Annotated in this window: 12 protein-coding genes and 1 pseudogene; 9 read left to right on the top strand and 4 right to left on the bottom strand. The window is 67.8% G+C overall.

Annotated elements, in window-relative coordinates; genetic code table 11:
• Positions 1–42: 42 nt before the first annotated feature.
• On the bottom strand, positions 43–255 hold the full coding sequence (locus ACXJKQ_RS08460) for a hypothetical protein (protein WP_457105318.1): 213 nt from the start codon (positions 253–255) through the stop codon (positions 43–45).
• Positions 256–299: 44 nt separating this feature from the next.
• Between ACXJKQ_RS08460 and ACXJKQ_RS08455 the strand changes: the two genes are divergently transcribed.
• From ACXJKQ_RS08455 to ACXJKQ_RS08445, 3 genes are all read left to right on the top strand, one after another.
• Positions 300–1391 (top strand): molybdopterin-binding protein, encoded by a 1092-nt coding sequence (locus tag ACXJKQ_RS08455; RefSeq protein ID WP_457105404.1) that lies wholly within the window; start codon positions 300–302, stop codon positions 1389–1391.
• Entirely contained in the window at positions 1388–3376 is a 1989-nt protein-coding gene (locus tag ACXJKQ_RS08450) for a molybdopterin biosynthesis protein (RefSeq protein ID WP_457105317.1), read from the top strand. The genes ACXJKQ_RS08455 and ACXJKQ_RS08450 overlap by 4 nt, the downstream gene beginning before the upstream one ends.
• 242 nt (positions 3377–3618) lie before the next feature.
• Positions 3619–3948, top strand: a complete 330-nt coding sequence (locus ACXJKQ_RS08445) for a winged helix-turn-helix domain-containing protein (protein ID WP_457105316.1) — start codon at positions 3619–3621, stop codon at positions 3946–3948.
• A 189-nt stretch (positions 3949–4137) separates the two neighbouring features.
• Here the strand turns inward: ACXJKQ_RS08445 and fdhF are convergent, their stop codons facing one another.
• The 3 genes from fdhF to ACXJKQ_RS08430 form a co-directional block, all read right to left on the bottom strand.
• Entirely contained in the window at positions 4138–7110 is a 2973-nt protein-coding gene (gene fdhF, locus ACXJKQ_RS08440) for a formate dehydrogenase subunit alpha (protein WP_457105315.1), read from the bottom strand.
• Between the two features lie 55 nt (positions 7111–7165).
• Positions 7166–8884 carry an NAD(P)H-dependent oxidoreductase subunit E gene (locus ACXJKQ_RS08435; RefSeq protein ID WP_457105314.1) on the bottom strand — a complete coding sequence of 573 codons (1719 nt, stop codon included), beginning with the start codon at positions 8882–8884 and terminating at the stop codon, positions 7166–7168.
• 62 nt (positions 8885–8946) lie between these two features.
• Positions 8947–9261: a hypothetical protein gene (locus ACXJKQ_RS08430; RefSeq protein WP_457105403.1), complete on the bottom strand. Its 315-nt coding sequence runs from the start codon at positions 9259–9261 to the stop codon at positions 8947–8949.
• A 250-nt stretch (positions 9262–9511) separates the two neighbouring features.
• Between ACXJKQ_RS08430 and mobB the strand changes: the two genes are divergently transcribed.
• The 6 genes and pseudogenes from mobB to ACXJKQ_RS08400 all read left to right on the top strand — a co-directional run.
• The gene (gene mobB / locus ACXJKQ_RS08425; protein WP_457105402.1) at positions 9512–10030 is read left to right on the top strand and encodes a molybdopterin-guanine dinucleotide biosynthesis protein B; all 519 of its coding nucleotides are present in this window, start codon (positions 9512–9514) and stop codon (positions 10028–10030) included.
• A 4-nt stretch (positions 10031–10034) separates the two neighbouring features.
• Positions 10035–11291 carry a molybdopterin molybdotransferase MoeA gene (locus ACXJKQ_RS08420; RefSeq protein ID WP_457105313.1) on the top strand — a complete coding sequence of 419 codons (1257 nt, stop codon included), beginning with the start codon at positions 10035–10037 and terminating at the stop codon, positions 11289–11291.
• A gap of 138 nt (positions 11292–11429) precedes the next feature.
• Positions 11430–11783, top strand: a complete 354-nt coding sequence (locus ACXJKQ_RS08415) for an avidin/streptavidin family protein (protein ID WP_457105312.1) — start codon at positions 11430–11432, stop codon at positions 11781–11783.
• Between the two features lie 496 nt (positions 11784–12279).
• Positions 12280–12606, top strand: coding sequence for a hypothetical protein (locus ACXJKQ_RS08410; RefSeq protein WP_457105311.1), 327 nt, complete (start codon positions 12280–12282; stop codon positions 12604–12606).
• Positions 12607–12684: 78 nt separating this feature from the next.
• Complete coding sequence (locus ACXJKQ_RS08405) at positions 12685–13305, top strand: 5-formyltetrahydrofolate cyclo-ligase (protein WP_457105310.1); 621 nt, start codon at positions 12685–12687, stop codon at positions 13303–13305.
• 123 nt (positions 13306–13428) lie between these two features.
• Positions 13429–13610: pseudogene (locus tag ACXJKQ_RS08400) on the top strand (IS481 family transposase); the annotation flags it as partial.

The following is a 13610-nucleotide window of genomic DNA, read 5'->3' as shown; positions in this document are numbered from 1 at the left end:
CCGACCTTGAAACGCAGGTTCGGCCGAATGGACCTGTCATGCCTACCAGGGGAGCGCGCGCGGATAGTCGGTGAGCATATCGCCCGGGGCGACCGTTGTCGTCTCGTCGGGACGTTCGACGCGGCCATCGCTCTCCTTCAGGGCTGTGAGCACGCCGTCCCCTTTGCGGGGGCGCTCCAGACAGAGCCGCACGTATTCTCGCCGACGCGACTTCTTCCGGTACTCGAACGCGGCGCACGCCGGGTCGACCGCCACGCCGGCCCTTGATCATCGAACCCGGATGGCGCATCGCCGCCACGATGATCCGGAATGCGTCCTCGGCGCTAATCCCGCTTCGGGAGGCGGCAAACCTGCTGAGCGGCGAGGCTTCTCTCGTCGCCCCCGCGACGGTTACGCTCGCAGCGGCGCTCGGACGCGTAGCCGCAGGAGCGGTCGTGGCGCACGCCGCCGTGCCCGCGGGCCTGACGGCGATGCGAGACGGCTTCGCGGTCGAGGCCGCTGCGGTGGGCGGCGCGTCGGCCTACGCACCGATCTTCCTGGCGCGACCACCGCCATGGGTCGAGGCCGGACAGCCGCTGCCGTCCGGCACCGATGCCGTCCTGCCCCCGGAGGGATTTGTGGACGGCATGGTCGTCGCGGACATCGCCACGCGGGAAGGTGTGTGCGGCACGGGCGACGACGTCGCTGGCAGCGAGAGGCTGATCGAGGCGGGCACCCGGATCGAGCCGCTTCACCTGCTCGTCTTGGAGGCGATCGGCCTCAAGGCGGTGGACGTCCGTCAGCCACTTTTGCGCGTCGTCACCGCGGGGGCGACCAGCCTCGATACCGTGTCGCCCCTGCTCTCGCGTCTGATCGCGCGAGCAGGCGCGGCGACCGAGGCCGTTCGCGCTAAAGGGATCCAGCACATCGCCGAGGCCCTCCGCGGCGGCACGGCGGACGCGGTGCTGGTGATCGGCGGCAGCGGTTTCGGCCGCTCGGACCACAGCGCGGCGGCCCTCGCCCTCGCCGGAGAAGTCCGCGCGCACGGCATCGCAATGCGGCCTGGGGAAACCACCGCCGTCGGCTCCGCAGCCGGCAAGCCGGTTCTTCTGGTACCCGGGCGTCCCGAGGCGGCGCTCGCCGCGTTCTTGGCCCTCGGCCGTCCTCTCATCGCGCGGCTCGGCGGCGCGCAGGACCGCTTGCCGCGGCGGCAGGTCCTTTTACGGAAGATCGTCTCGTCGATCGGTCTGTCCGAGGTCGTCTTCGTCCGAAGCGGGGCGGATGGCGTCGAGCCACTCGGCGGAGCCGGCCTTCCGCTCAGTCGGTTGGTGCAGGCGGACGGCATCATCGTGGTCGAGCCGGAAAGCGAAGGCTTCCGGGCCGGCGAGGAGGCAGAGGTTTGGACCCTGTGAGCCCCGACGCAGACCGGGACGAGGCGGCGGATTTCGCCGAGCGCCTTGCCGCGGCCTCGAGCCAGGAGCAGTTTCTCAGGGTGATGAGCCGGGACGATGCGCTCGCAAAGTTCCGGGCGGCGGTCCCGCACAGGCGCCTGCCTTCCGAGAGGGTGCCCTTGGAAGAAGCGCTCGGGCGCGTGCTCGCCCGCGACGTCGCCTCGCCCATGGACGTTCCGCCCTTCGACCGTTCCCTGGTGGATGGTTTCGCCCTGCGCGCGACCGACACGGAAGGAGCCGGACCGGCGAGCCCGCGGCGTCTCACGCTGAACCGCGAGATCCTTGCCTGCGGCGTCGCGCCGAAAATCGTCGTCCAGCCCGGAACGGCGACGCCGATCTCCACCGGCGGCATGATCCCTCGCGGTGCTGACGCCGTGGTGATGGTCGAGCACTCGGAGTTCGACGCCCGGAGCTTCGCCGTCGATGTTCTCAGCGCGGTTCGGCCCGCGCAATTCGTGGGATATGCCGGGGCCGACATGGCACGCGGCGAGACGGTGCTGCGCAAGGGAGCGCGGATCACCGCCCGCGAAATCGGCATGCTGGCGGCGTGCGGCCTAGCGGCCGTCGACGTCACCAGACGCCCGCGCGTCGCGGTCCTTTCCACGGGGGACGAGTTGGTCAGACCGGGCGAGCCCTTGCCCGAAGGCGCGATCTACGACTCGAACGGCGCGATCATCGCGGCCGCGGTGACCGAGAACGGCGGGGTACCGGTTCGGCTCGGGATCGTACGCGACGATGCTGCCGTCCTTGAGGCAGCCCTCCGATCCGCCCTGCGGGACAGCGACCTCGTCGTGCTCTCGGGAGGCACGTCCAAAGGTGCCGGCGACGTCTCGCACCGTGTGCTGTCTTGCCTCGGCGAGCCGGGAATCCTGTTCCACGGCGTGGCCTTGAAGCCCGGGAAGCCGCTCTGCGTGGCGGTGGCTCAGGAAAGGCCGATCGTCGTCCTGCCGGGATTCCCCACCTCCGCGATGTTCACCTTTCACGACTTCGTCGTTCCGTTCGTGCGGGCGCTTGCCGGGTTGCCGCCGCGGGAGGACGAGGCGATTGAGGCGCGCGTGTCCCAACGGGTGCCCTCCGAGCTTGGTCGCACTGAGTTCGTGATGACCTCGCTCGCCCTCGGTTCCAAGGGGACGATAGCCTTGCCGCTGCCGAAGGGCTCGGGTTCGGTCACCGCCTTCTCGCAGGCGGACGGGTTCTTCGCGGTTCCAGCCGCGCGCGCAGGCGTCGAGGCCGGAGAGGACGTCACCGTGGTTCGCCTGGGCGTCGGCGTACGGGCGCCCGATCTGACGATCGTCGGCAGCCATTGCATCGGTCTGGACCGGGTGGTCGGCCTACTCGCCGAGCGAGGGTACCGCGCCCGCACGATCTGGGTTGGATCTGCCGGTGGCCTTGCCGCCCTGCGGCGCGGCGAATGCGACATCGCCGCCATGCACCTCTTCGATCCCGAGACGGGCCGGTACAATTCCCCGTTCCTCGCCGAAGGAATGGCCCTCGTGCCCGGTTGGCGCCGTCTCCAGGGCCTCGTGTTTCGCCTTGGAGACACTAGGTTCGAAGGTCGGGAGGCCGCGGAGGCGGTCACCGCCGCGCTCTCCGGCCCCGACGTCGTGATGGTCAACCGCAACGCCGGATCGGGCACGCGCCTGCTCGTTGACGGGCTGCTGAAGGGTGCCCGGCCGGCGGGGTTCTGGAATCAGCCGCGCTCGCATAACGCCGTCGCCGCGGCGGTCTCGCAAGGCAGGGCGGACTGGGGCGTGGCCATAGCAAGCGTCGCGCATGCCTATGGGCTAGGCTTCCATCCGCTGATGGAAGAGGATTACGACCTAGCGTATTGCGAGCACGCCAAGGGGATGCCGGCGCTTGCGGCCTTCCTGAGACTGCTCGGCGAGCCAGAGACGGCCGCGGCGCTGCGCGATCTGGGCTTCTCGCCCGCCGCAAAAACCTCGTGACGAGCGCATGGTGGCTTGCCGGCCTTGTTGCGGGCGGCATGCCCCCGACCAACCCGGCCAAGATCGCATAAGCCCGCATCCGCCGACCCGCGATAAGTTGGGCTCACCTTCGTGGAACGAAACGGACGGTCCTGTCGCTCGCCGAGATGATCGACGATGCCGTTTCGCGTAGGGACGCCTGCGAGGCGCTGGGGCCTCCATCGAAGCGGCGGTGGGCATTGGGCGGGGACACGAGCATCAGTTTGAGGATCGAGCTCGGCTCGGACACCTTGCTGGGACCGGGCAAGGTCGCCCTTCTGAGCGGCATCCACGACACCGGCTCCATCGCCGCCGCAGGGCGCCGGATGGGCATGAGCTACAAGCGAGCTTGGTACCTCATCGATACGTTGAATAAGGCGTTTCAGGAGCCGCTCGTCTCCGCGAGCAAGGGGGGACGGAGAGGCGGGGGCGCAACCCTGACGAGCACGGGCAATGCCATCCTCGATAGTTACCTGCGCATGGAGCGGCTCGCCTCGGAGGCCGTCGCGGGAGAACTTGACCTTCTCGCTTCGCTGATGAAGCCCGACTCCTAGGATCGAGGACGTCGCGTGGAGGCGGGATCCATCGGTAGCAGAGTCTTGAGGTTGTGCGTCGGCCCGGCCAGGTAGCCCTTGGCTTGGTGCCGGCAAGCCTGCTGCTTCCAGCGCTGCCCGCCACATCCTCCTGATGCCGCCGTCAAGGTCCGGCGGCACGCCTGAGCGCGCCGCCGGAGGTCCAGCCGCCTACTCGGCAGCCATGGGCGTCGCGTGGACGGCGGAGGCCCGGGCCGCGCAGAACTTGAACTCGGGGATCTTGCCCATGGGATCGAGCGCCGGGTTCGTCAGCAGGTTGGCTGCGGCCTCGGCGTAGCAGAACGGCATGAAGATCATGCCGACCGGCACATCGCGGTCGGAGCGCACCTTCAGGTGGACGGCGCCGCGGCGCGTCTCCAGCTTCATCGTATCGCCGGGCTCCAACCCGAGCCGGTAGAGCTCCTTCGGGGCCAGGAAGGCGACCGCCTCGGGCTCCAGCGCGTCGAGGACGCCGGCGCGCCGGGTCATCGAGCCAGTGTGCCAGTGTTCCAGCACGCGACCGGTCGACAGGACCATTGGGTATTCCTCGTCCGGCACCTCGTCCGGCGGTACGATGGCGGCCGGGACGATCTTGGCGCGCCCACTCTCCGTCGGGAATCCGGCGTAGAAGATGATCTCGTTGCCAGGCTTGTCCGGCGCGTCGACCGGGTAGGTCACGGCGCCTTCCCGCTCCAGGCGCTCCCAGGTGATGTTATTGAACGACGGCATCACCTGAGCCATTTCGCGGAAGATGTCGGCCGGGCCTCCGTAGTTCCAGGGCAGGCCGAGGCGCTTTCCCAGTTCCTGGATGATCCACCAATCCTGCCGCGCGTCGCCCGGCGGCGATACCACCGGCTGCGAGATCTGTACGCGACGGTCGGTGTTGGTAAAGGTGCCGGCCTTCTCGGCAAAAGCGGAGGCGGGCAGCACCACGTCGGCGTGGAAGGCGGTCTCCGTCAGGAACAGGTCCTGGACGACGAGGTGGTCGAGCATCGCCAAAGCGTGCCGGGCGTGGTTCAGGTCGGGGTCGGACATCGCAGGGTTTTCGCCCTCGACGAACATGCCCTTGATCTCGCCGGCGTGAATCGCGCGCATGATCTCGACGACGGTGAGACCCTTCTGCGGGTCGAGCTTCTGACCCCAGAACTCCTCGAACATCTCGCGCACCGCGGCCTTCTCGACCGACTGGTAGTCCGGATAGACCATCGGGATCAGGCCGGCGTCGGACGCGCCTTGCACGTTGTTCTGGCCGCGCAGCGGATGCAGGCCGGTGCCGGGGCGCCCGATCTGCCCCGTGATGAGGGCGAGCGCGATCAGGCAGCGCGAGTTGTCCGTACCGTGGACGTGCTGGCTGATGCCCATGCCCCAGAAGATGATCGAGGACTTGGCGCGGGCGTAGAGCCGGGCGACCTCGCGCAGCGTCTCCGCGTCGATGCCGCAGACCGAGGCCATCTTCTCCGGCGTGAACTCGACGATCTTCTCCTTGAGCGCCTCGAAGTTCTCGGTGTAGCCGGCGATGTACTGCTCGTCGTAGAGCCGCTCCTCGATGATCACGTTGAGCATTGCGTTGAGCATCGCCACGTCCGAGCCGGGCTTGAACGCGAGGTGCTTGTAGGCATGCCGCGACAGCACCTGCCGGCGCGGATCCATGACGATCAGCTTGGCGCCACGCTGCTTCACGGCGTTCTTGAGGAAGGTCGCCGCGACCGGGTGGTTCACGGTCGGGTTGGCGCCGATCACGATGATGACCTCGGCGTCGAGCGCCGCCGAGAACGGCGCCGACACGGCGCCCGAGTTCAGGCCCTCCATGAGGGCGGCCACCGACGAGGCGTGGCACAGCCGGGTGCAATGGTCGACGTTGTTCGAGCCGAACCCGAGCCGCACCAGCTTCTGGAAGAGGTAGGCCTCCTCGTTCGAGCCCTTCGCGGAGCCGAACCCGGCAAGCGCCTTGTGGCCGTGGGTGTCGCGAATCGTCTTGAGGCCGCCGGCGGCGCGGTCGAGCGCCTCCTCCCAGGTCGCCTCGCGGAAGTGCGTCCACGGATTGGCCGGGTCGACCTGGTCGTTGGCATCCTTCGCGACGTTGTCCAGGCGGATCAGCGGCGCCGTCAGGCGGTGGGGATGGTGGACGTAGTCGAAGCCGAAGCGCCCCTTCACGCAGAGCCGGTTGTGGTTCGCCGGACCGTCAACGCCCTCGGCGTAGACGATCTTCTCGTCCTTCACCTTGTAGGAGACCTGGCAGCCGACGCCGCAATAGGGGCACAGCGAGGTCACCTCGCGGTCGGGATAGACCGTCCGGGTGTTGTGCTCGGCGTCGAGGTAGGCGGACGGCATCAGCGCGCCGGTCGGACAGGCCTGGACGCACTCGCCGCAGGCCACGCAGGTCGAGCCGCCCATCGGGTCGTCGAAGTCGAACACGATCTTGGCGTCGGCCGAGCGGTACGCCATGCCGATGACGTCGTTGACCTGGACCTCGCGGCAGGCGCGGACGCAGAGGTTGCACTGGATGCAGGCGTCGAGATTGACGCTCATGGCCGGGTGGCTGAAGTCGCCGGTCCAGCGCTCGGCCGCAGGGAAGCGGCTCTCGGAGACGTCGAGGAAGTCGGCCTGAACCCAGAAGTGCGAGGTCGGGTCGTGCGAGGTCTCGCGCTCGGGCTGGTCGGCCACGAGCAGTTCGAGCACCATGGCGCGGGCCTTGGTGGCGCGCTCGGTCGCAGTCTTGACCTTCATGCCCACGGCCGGCGTGCGCTTGCACGAGGCGGCCAGCACGCGCTCGCCCTCGATCTCGACCATGCAGGCGCGGCAGTTGCCGTCCGGGCGGTAGCCGGGCTCGGGCTTATGGCAGAGGTGTGGGATGTGGGTGCCGAGGCGCTTGGCGACGGCCCAGATCGTCTCGCCGGGGCAGGCCTCGACCTGCTGTCCGTCCAGCTCGAAAGCGATGGTCGGCGGTGCGGTCGGCCGCCCCTTCAGATCGTGCAGGCCCGACGGCTCCGGGGCCGCCTGGCCGCCCGCCTTCGCGCCTTCCGAGTAGGAGCCGCCGGCCCCCGGCTTCGGGCCCTGCGCGGGGCCGCCGGCATCCTGCAGCCCGTCGGCCCGGATCTCGGGCTTCTCGGTCTTGTCGCCGCGCTGTTCGGGGGCGTTGCTCATGCGGCCGCTCCTGGCTCGGGCATCGGGATAGGGTTCGCGGGCGCCATCGGTTCCCTCACTCGGCCGCCGCGGCGTGTGGCGCGGGGAACAGGTCCGGGAAGTACTTGATGACGCTGCTGAGGGGGTTCGAGGCGGCCTGGCCGAGGCCGCAGATCGAGGCGTCCCGCATGCACTGGGACAATTCGCCCAGGAGCTCGGTGTCCCAGACGCCCTGCTCCATCAGGATGCGGGCCTTCTGGGTCCCCGAACGGCAGGGGGTGCACTGCCCGCAGCTCTCGTCCTCGAAGAATCGCATCAGGTTCAACGCGGCGCCGCGCACATCGTCCCGGTCCGACAGGACCACGACGGCGGCGGAGCCGATGAAACAGCCGTACTTCTCCAGCGTCCCGAAATCGAGCGGGATGTCGTTCATCGACGCTGGCAGGATGCCGCCCGACGCGCCGCCCGGCAGGTAGGCCGCGAAGGTGTGGCCGTCCGCCATGCCGCCGCAATACTCGTCGATGAGTTCCTGGATGGTGAGGCCGGACGGGGCGAGCTTCACCCCCGGTTCCTTCACGCGCCCCGAGACCGAGTACGAGCGCAGGCCGACGCGGTCGTTGCGGCCGTGGCTCTTCCACCACGCCCCGCCCCGCTCGATCAGGTCGCGGACCCAGAACAGCGTCTCGATGTTGTTGATCAGCGTCGGACGGTTGAACAGGCCGACCTGGAACGGGAACGGCGGCTTGTGCCGCGGCAGGCCGCGCTTGCCCTCGAGGGACTCGATCATCGAGGATTCCTCGCCGCAGATATAGGCGCCGGCGCCGCGGCGCAGATGGATGCGCGGGCCACCCTCGGGGAGCTTCGCGATCTCGCGCGTCAGGATCTCACGGGAGATCGGGTATTCGTCACGCAGGTAGATGTAGACTTCCGGCGCCTCGACGACGTGGGCGCCGATCAGCATGCCTTCGAGGAAGCGGTGCGGGTCGGTATTGAGGTAGAGCTGGTCCTTGAAGGTGCCGGGCTCGCCCTCGTCCCCGTTGACCGCCATCAGGCGGGGCCCGGGCTCGCCACGCACCGAGCGCCACTTGCGCCCCGTCGGGAAGCCCGCGCCGCCGAGGCCGCGCAGGCCGCCGTCGTCGAGCACCTTCAGGATGTCGTCGACCGGAAGGTCCCCGCTGCGGAGCCGGTCGAGGGTCGCGTACCCGCCGGCGGCCCGATAGGCCTCGTAGTCGACGTAGTCCGGGATGTGGGCGTGCGTGTCGCCGGCCTCGACCGCGGCCCTCACGGAGGCGAGGTCGGCCTTGTGCAGGAAGTTGTGCCCGACCTCGACGGCGGGCGCGTGGTCGCACAGGCCCACGCAGGGCGCGCGCACGACGCGGACGGCGTCGGAGGCGAGTTCCCGCTGGAGCGTCTCCAGCAACTCCTCGGCGCCGAACATCGCGCAGGTGATGCTGTCGCAGACCCGGACGGTCAGCCGCGGGATCGAGGCGTCACCCTCCTTCACGACGTCGAAATGCGCGTAGAAGGTCGCGGTCTCGAACACCTCGGCGAAGGCCAGGGCCATCTCGTCGGCCAGCGCCGCTAGATGCTCGGCGCTGATCTGGCCATAGGTGTCTTGGATCAGGTGGAGGTACTCGATGAGCAGGTCGCGCTGGCGCGAGCGGGAGCCGAGAAGCTCCTCGATCTCGACCTTCGCCCGCGGCTCGACCTGGCGCCCCTTGGGTACGCTGCGCGCCTTGTTCCGCCCCCGACCGGGATGCGAAAAGTTCCTGACTGTCCCCGGTGCCTCACTCATGCGGTATCTGATTTCCAACTGCTGGGGCGGGTGGTCGCTGCGTCCCGAGGTCCGGTCGGGTCCTACTGGCCGCCGAAGGCCCGAAGCGGCTGACCGGCCTCGGACCGATGTTTCATCTCAACGGCTCCCGTCCCCTGGTCCAGGGACGTAATCCTGGGGCCGACGACGGAGCGAAGCTCGATCTCGAACGCGTCGAGGGTGGCGTTCAGGTGGTCCATTAGGGAATTCGGCGCCTCTCCGGTCGGGGAATCGACCGTCCTCGCGAGCGCGGCGCGAACGCGGTCCGCAAGCTCCTGCGTGAGCGGCGGTTTCGCATCGACGCAGTAGGCGTCCGTCACGATGGCGGCCCAGTCCGCCGCAGGGGATGCGTCGCCCATGTTCATGCCTGCGCGATCCAGGGAAGGTCGAAGTCGTGCATGGCGTGCCCGTTCGGGTCCGTTAGCGTGGCGTTCGCCGGTGGCATGCCACATGGCACGCGTTATAGCGGAGGTGTTATATCGTTTTTGAAGTCGTTTCAATTTGCGTGGGGCGAGGGTCACGCGTCCCGACGACATGGCGCACGCTTGCCCTGAGTGGTCGAGCGGGGCAGTGGAAACATCACGGGGGAGGCGGTCAGCGGTGTCCGGCATGCGCGTAATCGGACTTGCCGGCTGGAGCGGGGCCGGAAAGACCACCCTCCTGGTTCGGGCCATCCCCGTGCTCGTCGCGCGCGGGGTGAAGGTCGCGACCCTCAAGCACGCACATCACGACTTCGACACAGACCAGCCCGGGAAGGACTCCTACGAGCACCGCAAGGCGGGGGCTAGCGAGGTCCTGGTCTCGTCGGGCCGCCGATGGGCGCAGGTCCACGAGCTGGGTGACGCGGAGGAAGCGACCCTGGGTCAGCTCCTGCGGCGGATCAGCCCCTGCGACCTCATTATCGTGGAAGGGTACAAGCGGGAGCCGATCCCCAAGATCGAGGTCCATCGCGTCGACAACGGCCGCCCGCCCATCCATCCTCTGGACACCACCATCGTGGGCATCGTGAGCGACGTCGAATTTCCGGCATCGGGCATTCCCGTCGTAGATTTGAACGACACGAAGGCGGTGACGGGGCTGATGCTCGACGTGGCTGTCCCCTTCGAAGACGTCCTCGGGAGGCTCTAGCCGGATGGCCCAGCTCAGCGGCGACTGCTTCGCGTTCGGTGGCCCTCTGATGACCATCGAGGACGCGCACGCCCTATTCGGCGAGCGGCTCGTAGCGATCGTCGGCACCGAGGACGTTCCCGTCGATGACGCCGACGGTCGCATCCTGGCCGAGGATTGCGTTGCGCCCATCGACGTCCCGCCGTTCCCCAACTCGGCCGTCGACGGCTACGCGGTCCGTTTCACGGACCTGCGCGCCTCCGATGCGACGGTCCTGCCGGTCGGCGCGGTCGTCGCGGCCGGCGGCTCGTCCGAAGGCGTGTCGGTGGCGGGCTCGGCCATCCGGATCTTCACCGGGGCCCCGATGCCGGCGGAGGCCGACACCGTCTTCATGCAGGAGGACGTCAACGTCCTGCCCGACGGCCGGGTGTCCTTGCCGCTCGGGCTGAAGCGGGGCGCCAACAGCCGCGACGCCGGCGAGGACGCAGCGAAGGGCTCGTCGATCATCCCGGCCGGCCGGCGTCTCCGGCCGCAGGACCTGGCTCTGGCGACCGCGGTCGGCCTGCGCACGCTGAAGGTCCGCCGCACCCTGCGGGTCGGCGTGTTCTCGACGGGCAATGAGCTCGTCGAGCCGGGGGCGCCCTTGAGGCCAGGCGCGATCTACGACTCGAACCGCATCCTGCTGCTTGCTCTTCTCCGGCGGATGGGCGTCGCGGCGCGTGACCTCGGCGTCATCCGTGACGATCCGGCGGCACTCGCGGCGAGGCTCTCGGCGGCGGCCGCCGAGCATGACGTGATTTTGACTTCGGGCGGCGTGTCGACCGGCGACGAGGATCACGTGAAGACCGCCGTGGAGACGATCGGGCGCCTCGTGTTCTGGAGGCTGGGGATCAAGCCGGGACGGCCGGTCGCGATGGGCATGATCGACGGCAAGCCGTTCCTGGGCCTGCCGGGCAACCCGGTGGCTGTCTACGTCACCCTGGTGTTCGTCGTCCGGCCGCTCCTCGCCCGGCTCGCCGGCGAGGCTCACGCGCCGCCGCGCGGATTCACCATTAGGGCGGCCTTCTCCTATCGGAAGCGCGCGGGCCGCAGGGAGTTCGTCAGGGCCAGCCTCGCTCAGGACGCCGACGGCACCTGGGAAGCCCGGAAGTTCCAGCGCGACGGCGCGGGCATGCTGTCATCGCTCACCGAAACCGACGGCCTCGTGGAGCTGGAGGAGGGCCGGATCGAGGTCGTGCCGGGCGACTTCGTGCGGTTCCATCCGTACGAAGCCCTTTGGTAGCAAAGCTGTACTCAGAACTTCGCCAGACACAGACCGCGCTGGAGCATTGCCGGGCTCGGGCTTCCGTTATATCAAATCTGCTATATCGCTTGTGATTGGCCGTGCGAACGGCCGCTCGATCGGCGGGCTTGGGCAACAATGTTCGATGGTGTCTGGCGGAGCCAAGCAGGCGCGGAACTTCGCCTCCTCCAGATGGGCGAGGCCGTCTCCGGAACCTACACCGCCGCCAATCCCGGTTTTTCGCAGACGTATCGAAGCCGCATCCTCGTCGGCACGGCCGAGGGCGACATCATCGGCTTCGTGACCAGCACGTCGTCGCCACAGGAAATCACGGCCTGGACAGGGCGTCTCGTCCGCGCCGACGAAAAGACGGCCGAGGAGATCCACGCGGTCTTCCATGCCGTCGAACGGTGTTCGCAGCCGCAGGCCGTGGACTGTCACATCGCGCTCGAAACGACCGTGTTCTCAAAGGTCGAGAACGCCTGTTCATGAAGGCAGGCCGCTTCCATCCTCGATATTGTCCTGAGGAACGGGGGTGACACCGGAGCGAGAAGCGGTCGGCGCATCGATTGTCAACAGACATCAGGTTTCCGGTTCATCCGCCATCCCGTCATCTCCGCATCGGGTATGCGAATGGCCGGGATACGCGCGAACCGGCCGCCTGGAATTCAACTGAAGCGGATGATCCATCGCTTCCCGTGCCCATGTCGGCGGCCGTCACTTGCAGCTACCCTGGCGCGCAATCCTATCGCTCACCGTAACCGTACCGAGGACAGGCGCGGGTCGGTTGCCCCGTTTATGTAAATCGCCTCTCGAGAACTGCGAGAAGCTGTACGGTTCTTACCTCGGCCTATTTTCGTCGTGGAATCGCTGTTGTACCCAAGAGCTGGCTTCGGTTCGCGATAAGTGTATTAAATGCCCAATGCAGGCGTAATCACTCAGGACCGATTTGAATATTGAGTACATTTCGAGACACGAGGGAGGGCGCATGGGCACACACCCTGGTCGAACGGCAGACAAGTGGGCCGGCATCATCAGCGAGGCGTATGCTGCTAAAACTCGGCCACCATTGACACGCCAACTCGTGAAGGAGGTTCGTCAGGTGATCGCCGAGGCGCTTCGGGAAGCAGAAGCAGCGAACAGCCCCGACAGTGAATGGTGCGAGCGCGTCAACCTCGTTCTGGATCGCAGCGAGATGTCACTCCATGCAGCCGTGGGGCCTCGGCTTGCCGCGATCGATGATGCTGCAGGAACGGCCGTGATGATGCACCGCTCGGAAGCGGGACGGCCCTTGCGCGCCTTCGGCGGGCAATAGCCGATGCGGCACGGTATGCACCTGCACTGACCGATCGCGTTTCATAGGCAGCAACACGGGAGCGGCGGGAGCGAGACCATGAGTTCCGTGAATGAGGTGTGTGAGGTCACCGGCCCAGGTCCGGCTTGGCCAGCCGCCAATGCGGATTGGCCGACGATCCGTGACTGGCGTAAGGAAACCCGGGACAGACTGATCGCGCGGCGTACCAGCATTTCGGCCGAGGATCGGTCCGCCTGGAGCGAGAGGATCGGCCGGGCACTGGAAGCGGCTCTTGTGCCGTACGCCGGCAGGCTGATTGGCTTCTATTGGCCGTTCCGGGGCGAGTATGATCCACGAGCCGTTCTCACCGCGATGCGGGAGCGCGGCTCACGCCTTGCTCTGCCGGTGATCGTCGAGCGCGGGCAGCCGCTCGTCTTCCGTGAGTGGTCCCCTGGCAGCCTGATGGTGCAAGGAACTTGGAAGATCGCGATGCCTGAGTCGGGCGAGGCAGTTTTCCCAGACCTCCTCGTGGTGCCGCTGGTTGGGTTTGATAGTCAGGGCTACCGGCTCGGCTATGGCGGCGGGTTTTACGACCGGACAATTGCCGCAATGCCGGAGAGGCCACGCACCGTTGGTGTCGGCTTCGAACTCGGACGCCTGGAAACGATTTGCCCGCAGTCGCACGACATTCCGCTGGAGCGGATTATCACGGAGAGGTGACGTGACCTCGCCAGCCGATTTCCGACTGGGCTGATCGCTTGAAAAGACCGAGGGTGCTAGTTGTGCAGTCCCGCGGTGTGGTGGCATCAATTTAGCTGTAACCGCCGCACACCGGGAGGCGTTATGGGACAGGTTCTTCACGGCTGCGCCACGACCACGCACGCGGTCAGAGCAACGCTACAGCGATCGAAAGCTCCGCTCAAAGATCTTGCCGCCCAGCATGGACTGAACCCCAAGACAGTCGCGAAGTGGCGTAAGCGAGCCTTCGTGCATGACGCGGCGATGGGACCGAAGACGCCGCGCTC

The organism is Methylobacterium sp. P5_C11 (assembly GCF_054049775.1).
Note: the sequence above shows the minus strand (reverse complement) of the source record. Positions and strands in the feature narration are given on the sequence as shown.